The 23,924-nt window shown below is 69.5% G+C and carries 22 protein-coding genes; 13 read left to right on the top strand and 9 right to left on the bottom strand.

Annotated features, from left to right (window positions below; all coding sequences use genetic code 11):
• Window positions 1-28 precede the first annotated feature (28 nt).
• Both GYB83_RS20460 and GYB83_RS20455 read left to right on the top strand, forming a co-directional pair.
• Window positions 29-619, top strand: a complete 591-nt coding sequence (locus tag GYB83_RS20460) for a UbiX family flavin prenyltransferase (protein ID WP_161897138.1) — start codon at window positions 29-31, stop codon at window positions 617-619.
• Window positions 620-633: 14 nt separating this feature from the next.
• The gene (locus tag GYB83_RS20455) at window positions 634-2,196 is read left to right on the top strand and encodes a UbiD family decarboxylase (protein ID WP_161897137.1); all 1,563 of its coding nucleotides are present in this window, start codon (window positions 634-636) and stop codon (window positions 2,194-2,196) included.
• On the opposite strand, the gene GYB83_RS20450 is transcribed toward GYB83_RS20455, so the two are convergent.
• Together GYB83_RS20450 and GYB83_RS20445 are read right to left on the bottom strand one after the other, a co-directional pair.
• Window positions 2,170-3,492, bottom strand: a complete 1,323-nt coding sequence (locus tag GYB83_RS20450; RefSeq protein ID WP_161897136.1) for a purine-cytosine permease family protein — start codon at window positions 3,490-3,492, stop codon at window positions 2,170-2,172. The two genes, GYB83_RS20455 and GYB83_RS20450, sit on opposite strands and share 27 nt — an antisense overlap.
• 142 nt (window positions 3,493-3,634) lie before the next feature.
• The gene (locus tag GYB83_RS20445; RefSeq protein ID WP_161897135.1) at window positions 3,635-4,024 is read right to left on the bottom strand and encodes an SRPBCC family protein; all 390 of its coding nucleotides are present in this window, start codon (window positions 4,022-4,024) and stop codon (window positions 3,635-3,637) included.
• A gap of 217 nt (window positions 4,025-4,241) precedes the next feature.
• Between GYB83_RS20445 and GYB83_RS20440 the strand changes: the two genes are divergently transcribed.
• A complete protein-coding gene (locus GYB83_RS20440; RefSeq protein WP_161897134.1) occupies window positions 4,242-5,081 on the top strand; it encodes an HpcH/HpaI aldolase/citrate lyase family protein in 840 nt (279 codons plus the stop codon).
• Between the two features lie 59 nt (window positions 5,082-5,140).
• On the opposite strand, the gene GYB83_RS20435 is transcribed toward GYB83_RS20440, so the two are convergent.
• Window positions 5,141-6,607 carry an NAD-dependent succinate-semialdehyde dehydrogenase gene (locus GYB83_RS20435; RefSeq protein ID WP_161897133.1) on the bottom strand — a complete coding sequence of 489 codons (1,467 nt, stop codon included), beginning with the start codon at window positions 6,605-6,607 and terminating at the stop codon, window positions 5,141-5,143.
• 194 nt (window positions 6,608-6,801) lie between these two features.
• Here GYB83_RS20435 and GYB83_RS20430 point away from each other — a divergent pair, with 194 nt between their 5' ends.
• Window positions 6,802-7,611, top strand: coding sequence for an NUDIX hydrolase (locus GYB83_RS20430; protein WP_161897132.1), 810 nt, complete (start codon window positions 6,802-6,804; stop codon window positions 7,609-7,611).
• 272 nt (window positions 7,612-7,883) lie between these two features.
• Here GYB83_RS20430 and ligD read toward each other — a convergent pair whose 3' ends face one another.
• Window positions 7,884-8,843, bottom strand: coding sequence for a non-homologous end-joining DNA ligase (gene ligD, locus GYB83_RS20425; RefSeq protein WP_161897131.1), 960 nt, complete (start codon window positions 8,841-8,843; stop codon window positions 7,884-7,886).
• Between the two features lie 71 nt (window positions 8,844-8,914).
• Here ligD and GYB83_RS20420 point away from each other — a divergent pair, with 71 nt between their 5' ends.
• The 3 genes from GYB83_RS20420 (at window position 8,915) to GYB83_RS20410 (ending at window position 11,463) form a co-directional block, all read left to right on the top strand.
• On the top strand, window positions 8,915-9,706 hold the full coding sequence (locus GYB83_RS20420; RefSeq protein ID WP_161897130.1) for an enoyl-CoA hydratase/isomerase family protein: 792 nt from the start codon (window positions 8,915-8,917) through the stop codon (window positions 9,704-9,706).
• A 10-nt stretch (window positions 9,707-9,716) separates the two neighbouring features.
• Window positions 9,717-10,706: a class I SAM-dependent methyltransferase gene (locus GYB83_RS20415; RefSeq protein ID WP_161897129.1), complete on the top strand. Its 990-nt coding sequence runs from the start codon at window positions 9,717-9,719 to the stop codon at window positions 10,704-10,706.
• Between the two features lie 118 nt (window positions 10,707-10,824).
• Complete coding sequence (locus tag GYB83_RS20410; protein ID WP_161897128.1) at window positions 10,825-11,463, top strand: hypothetical protein; 639 nt, start codon at window positions 10,825-10,827, stop codon at window positions 11,461-11,463.
• Here the strand turns inward: GYB83_RS20410 and GYB83_RS20405 are convergent.
• Both GYB83_RS20405 and GYB83_RS20400 read right to left on the bottom strand, forming a co-directional pair.
• On the bottom strand, window positions 11,450-12,670 hold the full coding sequence (locus tag GYB83_RS20405) for a THUMP-like domain-containing protein (protein WP_161897127.1): 1,221 nt from the start codon (window positions 12,668-12,670) through the stop codon (window positions 11,450-11,452). The genes GYB83_RS20410 and GYB83_RS20405 overlap by 14 nt on opposite strands.
• 6 nt (window positions 12,671-12,676) lie before the next feature.
• Window positions 12,677-13,972 carry an outer membrane protein assembly factor BamB family protein gene (locus GYB83_RS20400; protein ID WP_161897126.1) on the bottom strand — a complete coding sequence of 432 codons (1,296 nt, stop codon included), beginning with the start codon at window positions 13,970-13,972 and terminating at the stop codon, window positions 12,677-12,679.
• 116 nt (window positions 13,973-14,088) lie between these two features.
• On the opposite strand from GYB83_RS20400, the gene GYB83_RS20395 reads away from it, so the two are divergent.
• The gene (locus tag GYB83_RS20395) at window positions 14,089-14,847 is read left to right on the top strand and encodes an acyltransferase (RefSeq protein ID WP_161897125.1); all 759 of its coding nucleotides are present in this window, start codon (window positions 14,089-14,091) and stop codon (window positions 14,845-14,847) included.
• A 73-nt stretch (window positions 14,848-14,920) separates the two neighbouring features.
• On the opposite strand, the gene GYB83_RS20390 is transcribed toward GYB83_RS20395, so the two are convergent.
• Genes GYB83_RS20390 through GYB83_RS20380 form a run of 3 tightly spaced genes read right to left on the bottom strand, consistent with a single transcriptional unit; the run spans window position 14,921 to window position 18,505 of the window.
• Window positions 14,921-16,165: a glycosyltransferase family 4 protein gene (locus tag GYB83_RS20390; RefSeq protein WP_161897630.1), complete on the bottom strand. Its 1,245-nt coding sequence runs from the start codon at window positions 16,163-16,165 to the stop codon at window positions 14,921-14,923.
• A gap of 11 nt (window positions 16,166-16,176) precedes the next feature.
• Window positions 16,177-17,721, bottom strand: a complete 1,545-nt coding sequence (locus GYB83_RS20385; RefSeq protein ID WP_161897124.1) for a 1,4-alpha-glucan branching protein domain-containing protein — start codon at window positions 17,719-17,721, stop codon at window positions 16,177-16,179.
• 7 nt (window positions 17,722-17,728) lie between these two features.
• A complete protein-coding gene (locus GYB83_RS20380; protein WP_161897123.1) occupies window positions 17,729-18,505 on the bottom strand; it encodes a class I SAM-dependent methyltransferase in 777 nt (258 codons plus the stop codon).
• A gap of 166 nt (window positions 18,506-18,671) precedes the next feature.
• Between GYB83_RS20380 and GYB83_RS20375 the strand changes: the two genes are divergently transcribed.
• From GYB83_RS20375 to GYB83_RS20355, 5 genes are all read left to right on the top strand, one after another.
• On the top strand, window positions 18,672-19,457 hold the full coding sequence (locus tag GYB83_RS20375; RefSeq protein ID WP_161897122.1) for an electron transfer flavoprotein subunit beta/FixA family protein: 786 nt from the start codon (window positions 18,672-18,674) through the stop codon (window positions 19,455-19,457).
• 46 nt (window positions 19,458-19,503) lie between these two features.
• Window positions 19,504-20,460, top strand: a complete 957-nt coding sequence (locus GYB83_RS20370; protein WP_161897121.1) for an electron transfer flavoprotein subunit alpha/FixB family protein — start codon at window positions 19,504-19,506, stop codon at window positions 20,458-20,460.
• A 205-nt stretch (window positions 20,461-20,665) separates the two neighbouring features.
• Window positions 20,666-21,487 (top strand): GNAT family N-acetyltransferase, encoded by an 822-nt coding sequence (locus GYB83_RS20365; RefSeq protein WP_161897120.1) that lies wholly within the window; start codon window positions 20,666-20,668, stop codon window positions 21,485-21,487.
• A gap of 6 nt (window positions 21,488-21,493) precedes the next feature.
• Window positions 21,494-22,363: a lysophospholipid acyltransferase family protein gene (locus GYB83_RS20360; RefSeq protein WP_161897119.1), complete on the top strand. Its 870-nt coding sequence runs from the start codon at window positions 21,494-21,496 to the stop codon at window positions 22,361-22,363.
• Between the two features lie 81 nt (window positions 22,364-22,444).
• Window positions 22,445-23,923 carry an MFS transporter gene (locus tag GYB83_RS20355; protein ID WP_161897118.1) on the top strand — a complete coding sequence of 493 codons (1,479 nt, stop codon included), beginning with the start codon at window positions 22,445-22,447 and terminating at the stop codon, window positions 23,921-23,923.
• Window position 23,924 lies beyond the last annotated feature (1 nt).

The raw sequence follows: 23,924 nt of genomic DNA, 5'->3' as shown, positions 1-23,924 counted from the left end.
TACACAAACTATATGGTGGGAGGATGACATGAGGATCGTCGTCGGAGTGACGGGAGCGACGGGTGCGCCGATCGCCGTCCGGCTGCTGCAGGTGCTCGCCGAGATGGACGTCGAGGTGCATCTGGTCATCAGCCGGTGGGCGCGTGCGACGCTCACCGACGAGACGGGGATGTCGGTCGCCGAACTGTCCGCGCTGGCTGCCCACGTCTACAAGCTGGACGACCAGGGCGCCGCGATATCCAGCGGATCGTTTCCCGTCGACGGCATGATCATCGTGCCGTGCAGCATGAAGACCCTGGCCGCGGTCCGGATCGGGTTCGGGGAGTCCCTGATCAGCCGGGCCGCCGATGTGACGCTCAAGGAACGCAGGCCGCTGCTCCTCGTCGCCCGGGAGATGCCGCTGTCGACGATCCACCTCGAGAACATGCTCGAGGTGACCAAGGCCGGCGCCACCGTGTTCCCGCCCGTCCCGGCGTTCTACAACGATCCGCACACCGTGGCCGATCTCGTCGACCACCTCGTCGCGCGCATCCTCGACCAGTTCCGACTCGACTGGACCGGAGCGCGTCGGTGGACGGGCATGGCCTCCCGCGCGACTACCGACCGGACCCTCGCATGACAGAAGGAGACGCAATGCAACGAGGCAGTTCACTCAACTTCCGAGACTTCGTCGACGAGCTCCTGGCAGGCGGTGACGCCGTCGCGATCGGGACGCCCGTCGACCGCGACCTCGAGGCCGCCGCGATCACCCGCCGCGTATACGAGACGAGCGGTCCCGCGCCGCTGTTCGAGTCGGTCGTCGGAGCCGCGCCGGGGTACCGCCTGCTCGGTGCGCCCGCCGGCATGTCGTCGGTCGGCGGCGGATTCGGCCGCATCGCCGCGCACGTCGGGCTGGACAGGTCGGCGACCGCCCGCGACATCGTCGAACGACTGGTGGAGGCGATGTCCGCCGAACCGATCCCGCCGCGCGAGGTGGCGACCGGCCCCGTGAAGGACGTGGTCCTGACCGGCGACGACGTCGACCTCGAGCGGTTCGGAAGCCCGCTGCTGCACATGCAGGACGGCGGCCGGTACTTCGGCACATACGGCATGCACGTGGTGCGGACGCCCGACGGCGAGTGGACCAGCTGGTCGATCAGCAGGCTGATGGTCCACGACTCTCGGACACTCGTCGGCCCCGCCATGCCGATGCAGCACATCGGCATGATCCACGAACAGTGGAAGGCGCGCGGAGAGCGCACTCCGTGGGCGTTCGTCCTCGGGGCTCCGCCCGCCGCGATCGCCGCGGCGGGCATGCCGCTCCCGGAGAACGTGAGCGAAGACGGCTACGTCGGCGCACTCGTCGGCGAGGGCGTCGGCGTCGTCGCCACCGAGCTGCACCGGGGACTGATGGTCCCCGCGACCGCCGAGATCGTCGTGGAAGGCTGGATCGATCCCGACGGCACCGGGATGGAGGGGCCGATGGGGGAGTATCACGGCTACCAGTTCGACGAGGGATCGCCGAAGCCGTTGTTCCACGTCGAGGCGATCACCCACCGCGAGCGGCCGATCCTCCCGTTCTGTGTGGCGGGCATGCCACCGGAGGAGAACCACACCATCTGGGGAACCATGATCGCGGCGTCGGCCGTCGATCTCCTGCGCCGAGCCGGGCTGCCCGTCGACCTGGCGTGGTGCCCGTTCGAGGCCGCGGTCTGCCAGATCGCGGTGTCGATGCGGCTCGACGAGTTCGCCCGGCGCCCGATGGCCGAGGCCGATCTGGTCCGATCGGTCGCCGACGTGTTGTTCACCTCGCACGTGGGATGGCTGGTGCCGAAGGTCCTGCTCGTCGGCGACGACGTCGACGTCACCGACAGCAGTGCTCTCACCTGGGCGTTCGCCACCAGATATCGCCCGGGGACGGAGTACGTGTTCGACGACGCGCCGGGCATTCCGCTCGTCCCCTACCTGACCGAGGCCGACAGGGCCGCCGGTCGTGGTGGCAAGTCGGTGATGAGCCTGTTGCAGCCGAGTCAGCTGGCGGCGGGAACCACCGACGGTCTGCCCGCGCGGTTCACCACGTCCTATCCGCCGGAGGTGCAGGACCGCGTCGTCGCGCGGTGGACCGAGTACGGCTTCGACCGGGACTCGCGCGACGACGAGACGTCTCCGGCCGGGCCGGAGACGTCTCGGTCAGGCGGTGGTGAGCGGCTCGCGTGACGCGGTCCCGCCCGCGGCCGGACTGCGGTCCATGCTCACCAGAAGCCAGCCGAGACCGGCGCCGACCGCGAACGTCACGACCGGGGCCGCCGCGGACAGTCCGGGGAACTCGGTCTGCTGATGCAGTGTGACACCGACGGCTGACGCGATGAACCAGGCCGCGGCGAGCGGACGCAGGGTCGGTTCGTCACCGGTGGGGGCGTCGGATCGCCAGTCGCGACGCAGGAGGATGCGGACGAGCACGACCGACACCCACGCGACGATGAGGACCGCCTGCCATGCCATCGCCGTGAGCAGGTAGCTGAGCACGTCGGTGAGCATCAGGGAGAACGCCGCGACGCCGCAGATCACCACCCACACGATGCGGGGCAGATCGATGCCGAACACCGACCTCACGACGTTCTCGAAGTTGCTCGACGCGAGGTAGTAGTTCGCGGTGTTGATACGCGTCTGCGAGATGACGATCAGGACGACGCCGACGAGGCCGAGCGAGCCGAGGACCGCCTCGACCACGCCGCCCTCGGTTCCGCCCTTGCCGAACGCGGTGACGATGTAGATGCCGATCAGGCCGTTGACGCCGAAGGTGCAGGCGTAGAACAAGGGGCCGAACGTCGCGCGCCGGTGGAAGCCGGCGTCGGCCGGACGTCCCATCGACGCGAAGTCCATGGTGAACATCATCATCACCCACACGCCCATGAAGATCGCGTACGAGCCGAGCCACCCCGGGATCGGCGACGCCGGTCCCGCGGCGCTGAGCCACCCGGTCGGGTAGCCCTGTTTGACGGTTGCGAACACGACGAGGGCCACCAGGCCGACGACGTAGAACGGCAACAGGAACCCGTTGAGGCGATCGAGCCAGTCGCGGACTCCGCCGAATGCGAGCGGCACCGCGTAGGCGACACAGACCGCGTACCAGATCTTCACGTCGCCGCCGAACTGAATCTGCAGGGTGTGGGCGATCACCGAGCCTTCGAAGACGCCGTAGTAGAGCGCGGTCACCGCGAGGAGGAGGGACGCGATCACGGCCCCCGCCCTGCCGAACAGCAGTTGCGACACCGACTTCACGGTGTTCCCGGTCCGCAGCGAGTATGTCGCGAGGACCGCGTTGACGGCGCCGTACGACACGATGGTGAGGATCAGGCCGACGACCGTGGTCTTCGGGCCGTACGCGGCGGCGGACGCTGCCGACAGGTAGAGCCAGAACATCGCGCTGAAGAGCGACCACCACGCCATCGACAGCGACCACTTGCCGATCGGCTCGGCCGCCTCCTGTTCCTGAAGCTCGGTGTCAGCCATGTCGGTTGTCCTTCCGTGAGGCCGGCGACGTTCGCCGGGGGAGTAGGAGAAGGATGACGGTGTGCGCGCCGCCACGTAATTCGCCGTTCTGTACAAATTCATCCGGCGGCGTGTACATCACGACCACCGCGTCGCGCGTGCGTCAGTCGATGTACGACGGCAGGTTCTGCACGGCCTCCTCGATCGCGGTGTGGAAGGCCTCGGCGAGCTCGGGCGGCTCGATCTCGGTGCTGTAGGCGACGAGCGACCGGTCGGCGTCGATGTCGAAGACGTCGACCGTCCCGAGATGTTGCGTGATGGGAAGGTCGCCGTCGACGGCGCGATACTGCATCCGGCGCAGCCTGTCGTCGAGGGTCACGATCTCCTCGATCAGGGTGCTGCCGTCGGTGAGGACGACCGTGCGTTTCTTCATGTCACCGGTGGACGACACCATTCCTGGGAACCACCGGCTGATGTTCGGCACGTCGCGGATCACCTGCCACACGGTGTACGCGGGATGGTTCATCAGGACGGAGGAGCGGAGCGGAGTCATCGGGTCAACCGTGCTTTCTTCGGATCGGACGATCGTGTCCAGGCGGACAGTGAGACAACTGTGGCCCGCGTCGCACTCGGCGGAACTGCGCAGTCCGGATAACCGGTCGCGGTGACTTCGCCACCGCGTACGAGTGTGCATTTCGGTGAATCGGCGGGGGTCGAGTTGTACGCGACGGCCATACCGCGCCCGTCCGGGACGGGGAAGCATGGACGCCATGACATCGCTCGACATCGACACCGTGAAGCTTCGACCCCGTACCGTCCCGTTCGAACACGCCCGCAGCTGGCTTCTCGTGCCCGCCGACCGCCCCGAACGTGTTCGGGCCGCATTGGAGTCGGACGCCGACGCCGTCGTCATCGACCTGGAGGACGCGGTGGCGCCGGAGGCGAAGTCGTCGGCGCGCGATGCGGTCGCCGAACTCTTGTCGTCCGGCGACGTTCGGGCGTGGGTGCGGGTGAACGACGCGACGACCGTCGGATGGGCCGACGACGTCGCCGTCCTCGGCGGACTGCCCGGACTGGCGGGCGTGATGCTCGCGAAGGTCGAGGACGGTGACCACGTGGACGCGACGTCGGCCCGCCTGCCCGCTCGTGCGCCGATCGTCGCGCTCATCGAGTCGGCCGTCGGCATCGAGGCGGCGACGTCGATCGCCCGCCGCGCGGGCACGTCGCGACTGGCGTTCGGGAGCGGCGACTTCCGGCGCGACACCGGCATCGCCGACGAAGCGATCGGCCTGGCGTATCCGCGGACCCGCCTGACCGTCGCCAGCCGAGCCGCACGACTGCCGGGCCCCGTCGACGGTCCGACCAGGGCGTTCGACGGTGAGACGCTGCTCGCGCAGACCCGCGACGCGATCACCGCGGGCATGACGGGCAGGCTGTGTCTGCGTGCGGAGCAGACCGCCGAGGTCAACGCCGCGTTCACCCCGGGGGCCGACGCTGTCGCCGCCGCTCGGGAGATCCTCGCGGGCGAACCGGTGGCGGGCGACCCGTCCGACGTTCCGCGTCGCGCGGCCGCCCTCAAGGTCGTCACGCTCGCCGACGTGTACAACTGATCGGCTCCCGTCGGCCCGGCGCCCGACTCTCGGGTGCCGGGCCGACGTGGTGCGCCGGATCAGACGGACGGAGGCAGCGCCACGTACTTGGTGTCGAGATATTCACCGATGCCTTCCGACCCGCCCTCGGAACCGAGACCGGACTGCTTGATCCCGCCGAACGGGGCGGCCGGGTCGGAGATCACGCCGCGGTTGACGCCGACCATGCCCGCCTGGATGCGCCGCGCCACGCGCTGGATGCGCGCGATGTCGGTCGCGTAGAAGTACGACGCGAGACCGTAGTCGGTGCTGTTCGCCAAGGCGACGCCGTCGTCCTCGGTCTCGAAGCCGACGACGGCCGCGACGGGCCCGAAGATCTCCTCGGTGAGGATGGCGCTGCCCGCGGGGATGTTGTCGATCACGGTGGGCGCGTAGAACGATCCGGGGCCGTCCAGGCTCGCACCACCGGTCCGGACCCGTGCCCCGTTGCCGGCGGCCTCGTCGACCAGGGCCGCGATCCGCTCGCGCTGCCGGTCGTTGACGATCGGGCCGACGGCGGTGCCCTCCTCCCAGCCGGGACCGACGTCCATCGCGCCGATACGAGCCGCGAGTCGCGACGTGAACTCCTCACGGACACTGTTCTGCACGAGAATGCGATTGGCCGCGGTGCACGCCTCGCCGCCGTTGCGCATCTTCGCGGCGACCGCGCCGTCGACGGCCGCGTCGAGGTCGGCGTCGTCGAAGACCAGGAACGGCGCGTTGCCGCCCAACTCCATCGAGGTGCGCAGGACCTGGTCGGAGGCCTGCGCGAGCAGGATCTTGCCGACCTGCGTCGAACCGGTGAACGACACCTTCCGCATCGTCGGATGGTGCATGAGGGAGTCGACCACGTCCACGGCGTTCATCGTCGGCAGCACCGAAAGGACACCGGCGGGCAGGCCCGCGTCCGCGAACGTCTTCGCCAACAGAAGCATGGTCAGCGGGGTGTCCTCGGACGGTTTGACGATCATCGTGCAGCCGGCGGCCAGCGCCGGTCCGATCTTGCGGGTGCCCATGGCGAGCGGGAAGTTCCACGGCGTCACCGCCAGGCACAGGCCGACCGGCTCCTTGGTGACGACGATCTGCCCGTTGCCCGAGGGCGCCGTCGTCACGCGACCGTTGATGCGGACGGCCTCCTCGGAGAACCAGCGGAGGAACTCGGCGCCGTAGGTCACCTCACCGAGGCTCTCGGCGACGGGCTTGCCCATCTCGAGGGTGATGAGCAGCGCGAACTGGTCGCGGCGCTCGGTGACGAGGTCGAAGGCGCGGCGCAGGACGTCGGCGCGCACCCGGGGCGGGGTGGCCGCCCACTCGTCGGCGACGGCGTTCGCGGTGTCGATCGCCGCGGTCACGTCGTCGACGGTCGAATCGGCGACCGCGGCGAGGACGTCACCGGTGGCCGGATTCCGAACGTCGAACGTCGCGCCCGACGACGCGGGGCGCGACCGCCCGTTGATCCAGGCGCCCAATGGGACGGTGGCGAGCAGGTCGTCGAATGCGGCGGGCATGGGGCTCCTTGTGGGTCGAGGCGGTCTTCTACCGACCCATTCTCCTGATGTCCAACGCGGCGTCGCGACTGCCAGTGTGGACAATCGGCCGTCGCCGGTAGGCCGTTCTGTCCTCCTCTCGATCGGTGCGGGGGCGTGTGCGACGATGAGAAAACCGAGCGTCTGCTCGGTCCAGCATGGTCGAAGGAGTCCACATGTCAGCACCCGTTCCCCTGCGCGACGCGTCGACGGTGGTCCTCGTCCGTGACTCCGATGCTGGCATCGAGGTGTTCCTCCAGCGCCGCGTCGAGCAGATGGCCTTCGCCGGCGGGATGACGGTGTTCCCCGGCGGCGGCGTCGATCCGCGCGACCGCGACGCCGACATCGCCTGGGTCGGGCCGGACGTCGACTTCTGGGCGGACGTCTTCGCGACCGACGCCGCGTCGGCGCGGGCGCTCGTCTGCGCGGCCGTGCGCGAGACGTTCGAGGAATGCGGCGTTCTGCTGGCCGGGACGGCCGACGACGTCCATCCCGACCCGTCGTCGCTGTTCGAGGCGCGGGCCGGGCTCGTCGCGAAGGAATTGTCGTTCGCGCAGTTCCTGGCCGACGAGGGACTCGTGCTTCGCGCCGACCTGCTTTCGCCGCTCGCGCACTGGATCACGCCGACCAATGAGAGGCGCCGCTACGACACCCGGTTCTTCCTCGCGGTGCTGCCCGCCGGGCATCGGGCCGACGGTGAGACGAGCGAGGCCGCCGAGACCAAGTGGCAGACGGCCGCCGACGCCGTCGCCGATTGGACGTCCGGCGGCCATTTCCTGCTCCCCCCGACGTGGACCCAACTCAAGTACATCGCCGGGTTCGACACCGTCGCCGACCTGATCGCCGCCCCGCGGACCATCACGCCGATCCAGCCGTCGGTCAGCGACGGAGAGGGCATCCTTGGCCTCGGTTTCGCCGACTCGGACAGCTACCTCGCCGCTCTCGGCGACGGGCGCCTCGATCGCCTCAAGGGCGCGGCAGGCTGACCCTAGTGTGCGTGTTGAGAATTCTTTGATGGTTAGCGGCGCCCCGCTGCACACCTGACTGCGCGCTTAAGGTTCCCCGGATTCAGCCGATCGAGGCCAAAACCTCGACGATCCGCCGGAATCGGGGAACCTTAGCCGCGGCTGCGCAATGTGCAGGATCTCGGGCGCCGAAGTTCTGACACCCGGCCGCCATGTCCACATCACCGGGAACTACTAGCGCTGCGCCGCGGCTCAACCACCTGTGCGGAGCCTCATCACCAGGAATGAATGATCTACTCGGGAGCGTCGGGGAGGTCGGCGTCGTCGCGGTCGGCCCATTCGAGCAGGGTGTCGAGGCGGTGCGCCACATCGTCGATGCCCGCATGGAGATCGCCCAGACGCCCGAACCTCGCGGGCATCGTGGCGACCGTGAAGTCGTCCGGTTCGACGTCGGGCAGCTCGTCCCAGGTGATCGGAGCGGAGACCGTCGCCCGGGGTGTGGCGCGGACCGAGTAGGCCGCGGCGATCGTGTGGTCTCGGGCGTTCTGGTTGAAGTCGACGAACACCGCCGACGGGTCGCGGTCCTTGCGCCACCAGGTGACGGTCGCGTCGCCGGCCGCTCGGCGGGCGACCTCGGCGCCGAAGGCGTGCGCGGCGCGTCGGACGTCGGAGAAGCCCCACTCGGGAGCGATGCGGACGTAGATGTGGAGGCCGTGCCCGCCCGAGGTCTTGGGGTAGCCGACGATGCCGAGTTCGTCGAGCACTTCGTGTGCGATCGCGGCGACGCGACGGACCTTGGCGAAATCGCAGTCGGGCATCGGGTCGAGGTCGATGCGCCACTCGTCGGGCTCCTCGACGTGCCCGCGGCGCGAGTTCCAGGGATGGAACTCGACGGTCGCCATCTGCACCGCCCACAGGACGGCGGCAGGTTCGGTGACGCACAGCTCCCCGACGATCCGCTTGTACCTGGGGAAGAAGATTTCGACGGTCTCGATCCAGTCGGGCGCGCCCGCGGGGAGCTTCTTCTGGTGCACCTTCTTCTCCGCGGTGCCTTTGGGAAATCGGTGCAGCATGCACGGTCGACGGTCGAGCGCCCGGGTGATGCCGTCCGCGACGGATTCGTAGTAGCGCGCGAGGTCGAGTTTGGTGAGCCCCGCCTCGGGGAAGTAGACGCGATCCGGGCTGCTCAGACGCACCGTCCGGGTGACCCCGCCGGGTCCGGGAACGTGCAACTCGACAGCATCTGCGCCCATGAGACAACAGTAGTCACATGCGTCCCGTACCGGGTTCGTCTAGAACAGGTGTCACCCGGTAGCCTGCCCTTATGACTGCTGAGTTCGTGACTCTTGAGACATCGCCGGAGCATCCCGGCGTCGGCACCATCCGGTTGAACCGTCCGCCGATGAACGCACTGAACCGCCAGGTCCAGGCCGAGCTCGTGGCCGCGGCGGAAGAGGCGTCCGTTCGTGACGACATCAAGGCCGTCGTCGTCTACGGCGGACCCAAGGTCCTCGCCGCGGGCGCCGATATCAAGGAGATGAACGACATGTCGTTCGCCGACATGTCGAAGGTCGCGGGCAAGCTGCAGGACGGACTCGGCGCGATCGCGTCGATCCCGAAGCCGACCGTCGCGGCCGTCACCGGCTACGCGCTCGGCGGCGGCCTGGAAGTCGCGCTCGGCGCGGACCGCCGGATCGCGGGCGACAACGCCAAGCTCGGCGTCCCCGAGGTGCTCCTTGGCGTGATCCCCGGCGGCGGCGGAACCCAGCGTCTCGCCCGCCTGATCGGACCGTCGCGCGCCAAGGACATGGTGTTCAGCGGCCGTTTCGTCGGCGCGGAGGAGGCCCTCGCGATCGGTCTGGTCGACGAGGTCGTCGCCCCCGACGACGTGTACGACGCGGCCCTGAAGTGGGCGGGCCAGTTCGCCGGCGCCGCATCGGTCGCGCTCGCCGCGGCCAAGACCGCGATCGACGCCGGTCTGGACACCGACCTCACCACCGGCCTCAAGATCGAGGCCCAGCTGTTCGCTTCGCTGTTCGCGACCGACGACCGCACGATCGGCATGGAGTCGTTCGTCGCCAACGGTCCCGGCAAAGCGAAGTTCACCGGAAAGTAGGACCACCCGCATGACGACGATCGACAAGAACTCCGCCGACGACACCGTCGACCCGGCGCCCAATCCGCACGCCACCGCCGAGCAGGTCGAGGCGGCGATGAAGGACACCAAGCTCGCCCAGGTGCTGTACCACGACTGGGAGGCCGAGACGTACGACGAGAAGTGGTCCATCTCGTTCGATCAGCGCCTCATCGACTTCGCCCGCGGACGCTTCGACCGCATCGTCCCCGACGCGACGCTGCCGTACGGCCGCGCGATGGAGTTGGGCTGCGGCACCGGCTTCTTCCTGCTCAACCTGATGCAGTCGGGCGTCGCGGAGAAGGGCTCGGTCACCGACCTGTCGCCCGGCATGGTGAAGGTCGCGCTCCGCAACGCCGAGAACCTGGGCCTGGACGTCGACGGCCGTGTCGCCGACGCCGAGAGCATCCCCTACGAGGACAACACCTTCGACCTCGTCGTGGGCCACGCGGTGCTGCATCACATCCCGGACGTCGAGAAGTCGTTGCGCGAGGTGCTGCGCGTCCTCAAGCCGGGCGGTCGTTTCGTCTTCGCGGGCGAGCCGTCGACCTACGGCGACTTCTACGCCCGTTGGATGAGCCGCGCCACCTGGTGGGCCACCACGAACATCACCAAGTTCGGCCCGCTCAAGGAGTGGCGTCGCCCGCAGGCCGAGCTCGACGAGAGTTCGCGTGCCGCGGCCCTCGAGGCCGTCGTCGACATCCACACCTTCGCACCCGAAGACCTGGAGCGCATCGCGACCGCGGCAGGCGCCGTACAGGTCCGTTCGGAGGCGGAGGAACTCGCCGCGGCCATGCTCGGCTGGCCGGTCCGCACCTTCGAGGCCGCCGTCCCGCAGGAGAAGCTCGGTTGGGGCTGGGCCGGATTCGCCTACGGCGGATGGAAGAGGATGACGTGGCTCGACGAGAACGTCCTCCGCAAGATCGTGCCGCCGCAGTTCTTCTACAACGTCCTGATCACCGGTGTGAAGCCGGAAGCCTGATCGCGGGACCCGACGGCCCGTCTCCCTTCTACGGGAGGCGGGCCGTTCTCATTCGAACATTCGACGCGCATCGGCGAAATGCCGGACGCGGACGTCGCCGCGGCGTTTCATAGACGACATGAACAGGATGATCCGAGGTGCCGCCGCCGCGATGTCCGGCGCGGCGGTGATGATGACGGTGCTCGCCTGCGGCTCCGGCGACGAGGGCACGGCGACGACTGCCGCGTCGCCCGCTTCCCTGTGCGACGGGGCCGCCACCGCGGGCCCGGTCGCGGTGCCGACGGACGACGTCACGATGGCGGCAGGCGAAGCGCACTTCACCACGACCCTCGACGACGGCACGACGACGTGCGTGTCGGTCACCCCGAGACCCGGATCGGAGCCGGGCGAATGGGACGTCTCGTCGGACGAGCGGGAGTTCGAGTTCAACAGCGGCGACGCGAAAGCCGGTCTGATCGTCACGATCAAGGACGACTCGGACGACACCGACGACGACTTCCCGTCGACGCTGCCGGGTGTGTTCCCCGATGCCTTCGTCGGCATCCAGACCAACGGGGTCTACTTCCCGGACGGCTTCCACACCCAATGCACGGTGACGGTGACCGCGCTGTCCGCCGACCTCGTGTCGGCGGGATTCCGGTGCGCCGACATCGAGGCGATGACCGACGGCCCGTTCACCGAGAACGCACCGGCGACACCGTCGACGGCGAAGAAGCTGGTGAAGGCGGAGGGCTGGTTCGTGGCTAGGAAGAACTGAACGGCGCGCGGACCGCGGGTTCGCACAGGAATCCGACCCCGGTGCGTCCGATCCGAGTGAGGATCAACGCCAGCGGCGTCGATCCCTTGAGCTTGAGTCTGCGGCGCAGGCGGTCGGGGTCGACGTCGAGCCCGCGGACCAGGATCTCCAGGCTCCCGCAGTCGTGCGCGGCGAGGGCCCCGCGCAGGGTCTTCTCGGTGACGCCGACCTTCTCGATCACCCGGAACCCGCGTTCCCCCGCGGGGACGGTCGGCCCGGTCAGGTAGGCGATCTGCGGGTCGAGTTGGCGGAGTCCGTGCCGGTGCCCGTAGTGCCGCACCAGGCCGGCCCGGACGACGGCGCCGTCCGGATCGACGATCCACTCGTCCACCCCAGGGTCGTCGACGTCGTCGGGATCGTCGGAGGTCAGCTCCTGCGCGCGGACCACGCCGTCGGCGGTCCGCAGGACGGTCGCCCGGCGCTGCGGGAGGTCGTCGGCCTCGGTCCACAGGCACGCCTCGCGGACGCCGCCGTCGAGCGAGGTCACCTGGACGCGGCAGTCGATCCCGAAACGATCGCGAAGCATCTGGTAGTCGAGGCCGGGGGAGCACTTGACGACGAGGGGTCGTCCGGCGTAGACGGACAGCAGTTCGAGCAGCGGGGGATCGAGGTCGTCGAGGCGGAAGGTGCGTCCGCGTGCGTTGCGGCGGCCGGGGTCGGCGATGACGACGTCGGCCGTCGACGCGGGAGACAATGCGTCGGCGCGCATCAGCTGGACGCCGCCCCGCCCCGTCAGATTGTGCGATGCCATCGCGAGACGGACCTCGTCGAGGTCGCTGCCGATGACGCCCGCCACGCCGTCCGCATCGGCCAGCGACATCAGCTCCGCACCGATCGAGCACGTCACATCGTGGACGACCGCGCCGGGATGCCGTGCCGCGAGGTCGGCGGCCCGATGCGCGGCGACGGCCGTCGGCGTGGCCTGCTGCAGCGCCGTGTCCGACAGGAGCAGGGAGTCGGGGGCGGCGAGCTTGCCGACGGCGCGGCGTCGGCACCGCACGGTCTCCACGAGCGCCGCCTCGTGCGGGCCGTATCGGGTCCGCAACTCGGGCAGGTCCTTGAGGAGCGAGGAGTCGGTGAGCGTCATGGCAGACGCGCGGGAGAGCGCCTCGGCGCCGTCGGACGAGGACAGGAACGCCACGTCATCGAGGCTGAACGTGAACGTCATGGCGGGTCAGAACTGGTGATAGAAGAAGTACACGGCTCCGCCGGTCGTCGCCACCGCGATCGATCCCCAGGCCGACACCGCGATGCCGGCCGACGATCCCGTGGCCCCCGGCATCGGGAGGGTGCGTTCGACGGAGCCGGTGGCGACGTCGAACTCCGTCAGGTCGAGCGAGTCGGGGCTGCGGGTGACCGACCACACGGTGCCGGCCGCCGTCTGCGTCGTCGGGCCGACGACCATGCTGTCGTCCTTGCGGGCGACCTGTTCGACGCTGTCGCCCTTGTCGCGCAGGATGAGCAGGGGTCCGGGGGCGTCCGAACCGGGCACCAGCACGCCGTCGGGCGACACCGACAGCGAGGTGTGCCCGCGCCGACCGAGATCGTGCGACCAGCGGACGGCCCCGTCCGCGGCGTTCAACGCGTACAGTTTGCCGTCGCGGCCGAACGCGTACGCGGTCCGGCCGTCCGCCGAGAGAGTGACCGCGCCGACCACTCCGCCGCCGATGTCGGTGGACCACAGGTCGGTGATCGCCCCGTCCTGGTACGAGAGGGCCTTGACCTGCGAGGCGCGCGCCCCCTGCGGGAAGAAGTTGAGGAACGCTCGTCTCGTGCCGAGATCCACGGCGGGCGCCGCGGAGATCGCGCATCCCGCACCGCCGGTCGCGCAGTCGTTCAGGCCCGCCGTCGCGTCGACCTTCGTGTCCGTGCGCAGGAGCCTCTCCGGAGCGGTGAGATCGCCGGTCTGGGCGTTCAACAGGAGCACCTGGCCCTGCGTGGTCGCGACCAGCACGCGACCGGGTGCGCCGAACTTGGCCGACAACGCGGAACCGTACGTCGGGTACCTCCATCGCACGGCGCCCCCGCCGTTGAACGCGTAGAACATGCCGGCTTCGCCGATGTACGGCTGACCGATCTGGTCGAACAGGGCCGTGTTGTTCGTCGAACCGTCGTGGAGCCGCTTGCAGTAGTTCTTCCGGCCGGAGCGCTGGTCGAAGACGTTGAAGTTGCAGCCGCTCGGTGTGGCCGAGGTGGTCGAGACGTCGCCGCTGCCGTTGATCGCGAACGGCGCTCCGATGGGGCCGCCGACGTCGCGATTCCACACCGGCTCGAGGTCGGACGGGATCTGCGCGTACGTGAACGACGCGTTCGACGGTCCGCCGCCGTACATCGGCCAGCCGTACGGCGCGCTGAGCCGGACGTCGGTGTGACCGTCCGAGCACGCGGTGGCGACCAGCGCGACGACCGCCGCGAGAGCTGCGGCGACGAAGAGTCGTGAACCGCGTCGTCGGCGGGCTGCGCGGGTCATCGTCGCTCCTGGGGTCGGCCCGTCGACGAGTCCGTCGGGCGTGGAAGGTTCGCGCACGACTCTATCGCCTCGGCCTGATTCCGCGGCCGGGCGCTCCTCGATTAGGGTTTGACGTCATGACCACCATGTGGAACGCGTCCTACCGCTCGCGCTGGCGCGCGGGCCGGAACCGCGACCCCGAGCAGGCACGCTTCCTGACGCTCGACTCGCTTCGCTGGATCAAACGCAACAAGGCGTGGACGCCCTGGTACCTGGTCCGGTACTACCGGCTCGCGCGTTTCCGGATGGCGAACCCGCACATCGTGCTGCGCGGCATGGTGTTCCTCGGCAAGAACGTGGAGATCCACTCGACGCCCCAGTTGGCGCGCATGGAGATCGGCCGCTGGGTGCACATCGGCGACGGCAACTCGATCCGATGCCACGAGGGCAGCCTGCGGATCGGCGACAAGGCCGTCTTCGGCTGCAACAACGTCGTCAACGCGTACCTCGACATCGAGGTCGGCGGGTCGACGCTGGTCGCGGACTGGTGCTACATCTGCGACTTCGACCACGTGACCGACAACATCGACATGCCGATCAAAGACCAGGGCATCGTGAAGGGCCCGGTCCGCATCGGCCCCGACACCTGGGTCGCGGCCAAGGTGACCGTCCTGCGCAACACGATTGTCGGCCGCGGCAGCGTCCTCGGCGCCCACGCAGTGGTCCGCGGCGAGATCCCCGACTACTCGATCGCCGTCGGCGCGCCCGCCCGCGCGGTCAAGAACCGTGTCGACATGTGGGAGGCGGGTGCCGAGCAGCGCGCCGAGATCGAACGCGCCCTCGCCGACATCGAACGGAAGAAGGCGCAAGCCGAAGCGAAGCAGACGTCCGACTAGGCGTTCCCCTGGCGGCTTCCCGCTCACGGATCGGGTGCGGGATGCTCGTGCTGTCGGTTCGCGGGTCGGGCCGTCAGTTCGCGGGATCGCGTTCGGGCATGGGCCGCAGCGGGATCTCCGGGCGTGGGCGGGCGACGATTCGGCGACGCTGCGCCGAGCTGTAGACGGCGGCCGTGCGCTGGGCGACGACCCGCCACGTGAACTCCTCCGTGAGACGCTCCGCCGCGCGCAGGGCGCGCGCCGACGCGATGCTCGGGTCGGCCAAGGCGTCGCGGACGGCGACGGACAGCCCGACGGGGTCGAACGGCTCGAACGTCCAGCCGGTGTCGCCGTCGGTGACGGCCTCGCCGAGGCCGCCCGCCGTCGATGTGACGAGTGGGATGCCGGTGGCCGCGGCCTCGAGCGCGACGATGCCGAACGGTTCGTAGCGGCTGGGCAGCACGATCAGATCGCAGGAGTGCATCAGGCCGACCAACCCGTCGTGGTCCTGGCGGCCCGCGAACCGCACGGAGTCGACGACGTCGTGGGTGCGGGTCAGTTCGTGCAGCCAGTCGGTCTGGGTGCCCTCGCCCGCGATCGTCACGGTGGTCCCCGGATGCTCGGCGCGGATCGAGGGGAGTGCCGCGATCAGGTCCTGAACGCCCTTCTCGTACTCGAGTCTGCCCGCGAACAGCAGTCGCGGCGCGCCCGACCGCGCGCGGCGCGGCGCGAACGTCCACGCGCTCACGTCGATCCCGTTGTGGATCACGGTGATCGGGGACAGCGCGGGGCCGAACAGTTCGGTCACCTCGTCGCGCATCGACGCCGAGCAGGTGATGAGCGCGTCGGCCCGGTTCGCGAGCCACGACTCCACCGAGTGCACCTGGCGGTTGACGTGTCCCGCGACCCAGCCGCTGTGCCTGCCGGCCTCCGTCGCGTGGAGCGTGGCGACGAGCGGCACGCCGAAGTGCTCGGCGAGGGCGATCGACGGGTGCGCGACCAGCCAGTCGTGCGCGTGGACCACGTCGGGTGTCCACCCTCGGCCGAGCAGGCGCAGGCCTGCGCGGATGAATCCGTGACCCATCGCGAGCGTCCACGCCATCATGTCGACGCCGAAGTCGAACATCGGCTGGTCCTCGGCGACGGCGATCACCCGGACCCCGTTGACGACCGTGTCGGTGGTCGGGTGGGTCGACTCGTCGGTCCCCGACGGCTGTCTGGTCAGGACGGTCACGTCGACGCCCAGTTCGGCGAGCGCCTCCGCGAGATGGTGGACGTGGCGTCCCAGTCCGCCGACGACGACGGGCGGGTACTCCCACGACACCATCAGGACCTTCACCGCTGCAGTCGTCACAGGTAGCCTCCGTCACGGCTGGGCAGGCGGCGCGCGTCGAGCGCACCGAACATGTTGTCCGCCGTCCGCCATCCGCGGGCCAGGCGGGCGGCCGCGTCTTCGCGTCCGGCGTCGGACGCGGCACAGATCTCGCGGGTGGCGTGCGCGTGCTTGTAGGCGCGGTCCTGCGCGTATCCGGCGGCGGTGTCCTTGGACACCATGAACGGCCAGTCCGACTGCACGGTCATCAGCGTCTCCCGAAGGATCTGATCGGCCACGTCATCGCGTCCCCTTGACTGCCCTCGGGGAGCCGAGGAGAGGCGCTTGTCGAGCGAGTCCAGCGCGGTGGCGGTGACCTCGGAGTTCAGCTGGACGAGGTGCTGGACCTGCGGACCCTCCCACACGCGCCAGTCTTTGCCCGAGCCCCACGACGAGTCGGCCAGTTCCACCGGCTCGCCGACGTACCCGGCGCGGCGGGCGGTGTCGAGGGTGCCGACGGTGATCCCGACCTCGGGCAGGCGGCGCAGGAGGCGTTCGAGCCAGACCGGCCCCTCGTGCCACCAGTGTCCGTACAACTCGGTGTCGAAGGCGGCGACGACGAGCGCGTCGCGTCCGATGCGGTCCGACTCGGAGATCAGGCGGTCGCGGACGGCGCCGATGAAGTCGTCGACGTGCGCGTCGATCGCGGGGTCGACGCGCGACGGGTCGTACGGCTTCTTCTCGTGAGCGGGCACGGTCTTGCCGGTGACGCGCACGGATTTGAATCCGGTCTCGTGATCGTAGGTGTGGAAGTCGCGGTAGTCGGCGTGCCCCGGGTAGCCGGACTTCGGCGACCAGACGCGGTAGCTGACCGTCAGGTCACGGCCGAACGCGACGACGTCGCTGTCGGCGACGGGCCTGCCGAGTGCGGTGTCGCCGTGCAGCGTAGGGCCGTCGACCATGAAGTGTTTGACGCCCGCCGCGTGGTACTCGCGTTCCATCCCGGGCGTGTACGCGCATTCGGGCGCCCAGATCCCGGACGGCCGCGAACCCCACCGGAGCTCAGCGTCGGCGAGGCCTTCCCGCAGTGACAGGCGACGCAGTCGCGGGTCCAGGAGCGGCTGGAACGGGTGGGCGAGCGGGCCGCCGAGGAGCTCGATGACGCCCGACTCCACGAGCGGCCGGATCTGCGGGCTGCCGCCGTGCCGCCACTGGGTCTCGAAGTCGGTCAGAGCCGCCGCCGCGGCGCGGAACTCGCGGGTCCCGGCGTCGGCGCGGTGCGGGTCGCGCGACAGTGCGGCCTCCATCGCGCGCAGCTGCCAGTCGGCGAGCCACTCGTACATGGACGAGCTCGCGTACGGGTCGTCCAACTGGGCGGCGAGGATCGGCGTGATCCCGAGGGTCAGCTGGTCGCGCAGGCCGTCGTCGGCGAGCCTGCGCAGCATCGCGAACATCGGCAGATAGCAGTCGGCCCACGACTGGTACAGCCACTCCTCGCCGACGGGCCAGCGGCCGTGGTTCGGCAGCCAGGGCAGATGGGAGTGCAGGACGAGGGCGAACTGCCCGGGAACGCGATCGGTCATGTCGCGACTAGAAGCGCGCGGCGACCGCGAGCAGGTCGAGGCTCGCATCGATGTCGGCCTCGGACGCACGGCGAATGTCGAAATCGGCGATCGTGATGCCTGCGACGTCGTCGACCAGTTCGTCCGGCCACGGCTGTCCGGCGAGCGCCCGCTCGATCTGGGCGTCGATGATCGAACCGCCCCACTTCTCGTCGAGTTCCACCAGGCGCACGCCGTGGTAGACGCCGAGCATGTCGACGACGTCGAAACCGTCGTCCGACAGCAGTTCGGTGAGCTCGGTGGCCGACAGTTCCCGCGTGTGGAACGGATTGAGCGGCGTGTCGCGGCCGGGGGAGAAGGTGATGCGGTTCGGGGTGCTCATCAGCAGTTCGCCGCCGCCGCGCAGTACGCGGTGGCATTCGCGCACGAACTCGCTCTGATCCCACAGGTGTTCGATCACCTGGAAGTTGACGATCGTGTCGACGCTGGTGTCGTCGAGCGGAAGGTCGATCAGGTTGCCGCGGTGGACGGTCAGTTCGGGATAGCGGCGGCGTGTGTGGTCGACGGCCTGCTCGTCGTAGTCGACGCAGGTGACCGACCGCGCGGTCCGGGCCAGCATGGACGCGCCGTAGCCCTCGCCGGAGCCCGCTTCGAGGACGTCGCGGCCCGAGCATCGGCGCAGGATGTAGTCGTATGCCACCTCGTGCCTGCGGAACCAGTAGTTCTCGGCGGGGATGCCCGGGACGGTGCGTTCGCCGGTGAGGGCGAGCTGATCTTCTCCAGTTCCGGCCTGCGGTTCGGTCATTTCCAGAACCTTAGTGGAACAGGTTCGCCCGATCCGCATCGTGTCGTCGCGATTTATGAGAGACGCCACGTTCTCGCTGGCGAGGTCAGCCGCTACAGTGAGAGATGACCCAGGGCCTTACCGGCTGGTAAGTTGCCGAACCCGAGCAGGAGGTCGACGAAGACCCATGACGAATACTGTCGTTCTGATCAAGCAGGTTCCCGATACCTGGTCCGAGCGCAAGCTCGCCGATGGCGACTACACGCTGGACCGTGAGGCTGCCGACGCCGTTCTCGACGAGATCAACGAGCGTGCAGTCGAGGAAGCGCTGCAGATCAAGGAGCGCGACGGTGGCGAGGTGACCGTGCTCTGCGCCGGTCCCGACCGCGCGACCGACGCCATCCGCAAGGCTCTCTCGATGGGCGCCGACAAGGCGATCCACATCAACGACCCGGCGATGCACGGCAGCGACGCCGTCCAGACCGCCTACGTCATCGCCACCGCGCTCGGCACGGTCGAAGGCGTCGAGCTGGTCATCGCGGGCAACGAGGCGACCGACGGTCGCAGCGGCGCCGTCCCCGCCATGATCGCCGAGTACCTGGAACTCCCGCACCTGACGCACCTGCGCAAGCTCGAGGTCGAGGGCGAGAGCCTCAAGGGCGAGCGCGAGACCGATGACGGCATCTTCACCGTCGAGGCCTCCATCCCGGCGATCGTCTCGGTCAACGAGAAGATCAACGAGCCCCGCTTCCCGTCCTTCAAGGGCATCATGGCCGCGAAGAAGAAGGAAGTCCTCGTCCTGACCCTCGCCGAGCTTGGCATCGAGCCCGAGGTCGTCGGCCTCGCCAACGCGGGCAGCACCGTCACCGGCGTCACCCCGAAGGCCGAGAAGACCGCGGGCGAGCGAGTCGTCGACGAGGGCGACGGCGGCACCAAGGTCGCCGAGTACCTGGTCGGCCAGAAGATCATCTGATCCCGCCCCATTCCGGCGATTACCAAAGACATTCAGGAGAAAATTCATGGCTGAAGTACTCGTGCTCGTTGAGCAGGATGCCGAGGGTGGGCTGAAGAAGGTCACCAGCGAACTCATCACCGCCGCCCGTGCGCTCGGCACCCCGGCGGCCGTCGTCGTGGCGGGCCCCGGCTCGGCCGCGGGCGTCACCGCAGGTCTCACCGAGGCAGGCGCCGAGAAGATCTACGTCGCCGAATCGGACGACGTCGCGGGCTACCTCATCTCGCCGAAGGTCGACGTCCTGTCGACTCTCGCCGAGCAGGTCGGAGCCGCGGGCGTCCTCGTCGCCGCCACCGCGGACGGCAAGGAGATCGCCGGTCGTCTCGCCGTGCGTCTCGGCTCGGGTCTGCTGACCGACGTCATCGAGGTGAAGGAAGGCGGTGCCGGCGTCCACTCGATCTTCGGTGGCGCGTTCACCGTCGACGCCCAGGCCGGCGGCGACACGCCGGTCATCTCGGTCCGCCCCGGCGGCGTCGAGGCGGCTCCGGCCGCAGGCGCGGGCGAGGTCGTCAACGTCGAGGTCCCGGCTCAGGCCGAGAACGCCGTCAAGATCACCGGCTTCGCACCGAACGTCGGCGGCGACCGCCCCGAGCTGACCGAGGCGTCGATCGTCGTCTCGGGTGGCCGCGGCGTCGGCTCGGCGGAGAAATTCGAGGTCGTCGAGGCTCTCGCCGACTCGCTCGGCGCTGCCGTCGGCGCGTCGCGCGCCGCTGTCGACTCGGGTTACTACCCGGGCCAGTTCCAGGTCGGTCAGACGGGCAAGACCGTCTCGCCGCAGCTGTACATCGCCCTGGGCATCTCGGGCGCCATCCAGCACCGTGCGGGCATGCAGACCTCGAAGACCATCGTGGCCGTCAACAAGGACGAAGAGGCCCCGATCTTCGAGATCAGCGACTTCGGCATCGTCGGCGACCTCTTCAACGTCGCCCCGCAGCTGACCGAGGAAGTGAACAAGCGCAAGTGAGCTGACTCGTCGAGTCATCTGACGAACACCCCGTCGCATCGCGGCGGGGTGTTCTGCTGTCGTAGAGGACCGACGGGCAACGCGACATCGGCGATACGGGCGGGTTGCGAGACGGGAAACCCGTCGTCGAGGTGTTCACGGGACGTGTGCGAACCGGTCACGTCGTCGTGCCCGCCCGGCCGATCGCGTGCCATTGACTGCACTCATGACAGTGATTGAAGTTGCAGCGATCAACGCACGCACGCGCCGGGTGCTCCTGGCGGGCGGCGACTACGAGGTGACGATCACCGAGGACGCGGTCGACGTGGACGCGGCGCAGCGCCTCCGATTCGAGGTCTTCAACAACGAGCCCGGCTACTCCGACTCGATCGGCGACGCCGAATCGGGGCGCGACGCGGACGGCTTCGACGACCACTGCGAACACCTGCTCGTGCGCCACGTGCCGACCGACGCGCTCGTCGGCTGCGCCAGGGTGCTCCCGCCGCCGCGCGCCATCGCCGCGGGCGGCTGGTACTCGGCGGGCGAGTTCGATCTCACCGAACTCGACGCGATCCGCGGCGAGACCGTCGAGATGGGACGCGCCGTCGTCGCCCCCGATCACCGCAGCGGATCCGTCACGGCGATGCTGTGGGCGGCGCTCCTCGGATACCTGGAGGACGGCGGCTACCGGTACATGATGGGTTGCGTGTCGGTGCCGCTCGAGTCGCCGCTCGGCAGGGGACGCGAACTCCGCGGCATCCGCGATCTGGCCCGAGAGGCGTACCGGGGCGACTGGCAGGCGTTCCCGCACATCCCGGTCACCGTCGACGGACGCACCCTCGACGAGCTGGATCCGCCGGAGACGCTTCGACTGCCCGCTCTGCTCAAGGGGTACACCCGGCTCGGGGCGCGCGTCTGCGGTGAGCCCGCGTTCGACGAGGTCTTCGATGTAGGCGACTTCCTGACGGTCCTGGACCGGCACCGAGGCGAACAGCGGTACGTCGACCGCCTTCGCGGTGCGATGGCCCGCATGAAGAGCACGGACTAGAACACGATGGCGGACACGACAGTGAACCAGTGGCTGCCGCACAGTCCCTGCGGCACGGCGTGCGTGCCGGAGACCGACCGGGCGTCACGGCTCACGTCGGCACTGCGGATGGCCGGGTTCGCGTGCGCCGCGATCGTCCTGTTGGCGGCGGGGACGGTGACGGTGCTCGTGCCTCGTCGCGCCCGCCACGGGTACTGGAGGGGCAGCGCACGCGTCTGCCTGCGGTCGATGGGCGTCCGGCTCACCGTCGACGATCATCGTCCGAGCCGGGCCCGCGATGTACGCGGCGCGCTGATCGTAGCCAATCACGTGTCGTTCCTGGACATCGTCGCGATGGCGTCCGTGGCGCCCGCCCGCTTCGTCGCCAAGCGCGAGGTGGCGCAGATGCCGGGCTTCGGCGTCGTCGCCAAGGCGTTCGGGGTGCTCTCACACGTGCGAGGGGATCTGCGCCTGCTGGTCCCGATGGTCGAGCGGGTCACCGGCATCCTCGATCGGGGACGGGCGGTCGCCGTGTTCCCGGAGGGCACCACGTGGTGCGGTGCGGCGTCGGGGCGATTCCGGCCCGCGTTCTTCCAAGCCGCGGTCGACGCCGGCGCGCCGGTGCTCCCGATGCGTCTGACGTACCGCGACGCTGGTCGTCCGACAGCGCTGGCGGGCTTCATCGGCGACGACACCATCGGATCGACCTTCTTGCGGATCGTCACCGCGCGCGAGCTGACGGTCACCGTCACCGTCTTCGACCTGCAGTTGCCCGTGCCGGATCGGCGTGAGCTCGCCGACGCCGCGCAGCGGCTGATCGCACCGGCTCCAGACCTGTCCGAGAGCATCGTGACCCTCGACGCGCGGCCCACGTCGTCGCTGACATCGGTGGCCTGACCGGCGAGCCAAGCCCGCGGCAAGGGGTTTCCAAGCGCCGGTCGCGACAGTCGTCCTCATCGACTATTCGAGAGGACGATCATGACCGATACGACAGACCGGTGGGACGGACGCCGCCGGATCACCCTCGCCGTGGTGTGCGCGGCGACGGCGATGCTGATGCTCGACATCGCGGTGGTCAACACCGCGCTGCCCGCGATCTCCAAGGACTTCTCGGCCGATCTGAGCGGACTGAAGTGGGTGGTCGACGGGTACACGCTGGCGTTGGCCGCGACGGTGCTGAGCGCGGGCGCCTGGGCCGACCGCGTCGGACGACGACGCGTCTTCGTCATCGGAGCCGTCGTGTTCACCGTGTCGTCGGTGCTGTGCGCGAGCGCCGACCGGCTCGTGATCCTCAACGCGGCGCGCGTGGTCCAGGGACTCGGAGCCTCGCTGCTGTTCGCGACGTCGCTCGCCCTGCTGGCGGCGACATTCGGGCACGGGACCAAGGCCCGCGCGAGCGCCCTGGCCGCGTACGGCGCGACCATCGGCGGGGCGTTCGCCGTCGGTCCGCTGCTCGGCGGGATGCTCACCGAGTGGTTCGACTGGCGCGCGATCTTCGTGATCAACGTGCCCGTCGGTCTCGCGATGCTGGCGGGCGTGCGGTGGATCGACGAGTCGGCGAGCGCGGAGCCGCGTCGCGGTGACTGGGCCGGCCAGGTGGCCGCGGTCATCGCGCTCGGGGCATTGACCGACGGCTTCTTCCAGGCGTCCGAGCGAGGCTGGTCGGCCGACCGCACGCTGCTGATGTTCCTGATCGCCGCCGTCGCGTTCGGCCTGTTCCTGCTGATCGAGAGCAAGGTGGCCGAGCCGATGCTCCCGCTGGGGTTGTTCGCGACCAGGGTCTTCGCCGGAGCCCAGGCGGCGACGTTCGCGATCTCCGCGTCGATGTTCGCCGTGTTCGTCTACGTGACCCTGTACCTGCAGGGTGTCGTCGGGTTGTCGCCGATCGAGGCCGGTCTCGTGTACCTGCCGGGGACCGTCGTGATGTTCGTCGTCGCAGGCGCCACGGACAAGCTGATGCGGGTGGTCGCGCCGCGCATCCTGATCTCGGTGTCGCTGGTGGCGGTCGCCTGCGGGCTCGCGTGGATGACGATCGCGACCGTCGACAGCAGCGGCTGGAATCTCGTCCCCGGCTTCCTGCTCGCATGCGTGGGGGCGGGCGTGTTCAATCCGGTGCTGTCGGCGATCGTCCTCGCCGAGAGCGGCAGCGACGACGTCGGACTCGCGGCCGGAGTGAACGACGTGTTCCGGCAGTCGGGCATCGCGCTCGGCGTCGCCGCCCTCGGTGCGGTGTTCCCCGCACAGTCGGCGTTCGCACCCGATGCGGCGGAGGCGTTCACCGAAGCGCTGGTCGTCGCGCTGTGGATCGGCTGCGGCATCGCGATGGCCGGGGCGGCGGTCGCCGCGGCGACGCTCGGCCGGGCACGCCTGGACGCCGAACCGGACCGCGCGGACGGACGTTCCTCGCGAACGGGAACGATCGCCGTCGCGTCCACCGTAGGATCGCCTGGTGAATGAG

Origin of the sequence: Gordonia spumicola (genome assembly GCF_009932475.1) — a bacterium.
GTDB lineage: Bacteria > Actinomycetota > Actinomycetes > Mycobacteriales > Mycobacteriaceae > Gordonia > Gordonia spumicola.
The sequence above is the reverse complement of the archived record's forward strand: the minus strand, read 5'-3'. Positions and strand labels throughout refer to the sequence as shown.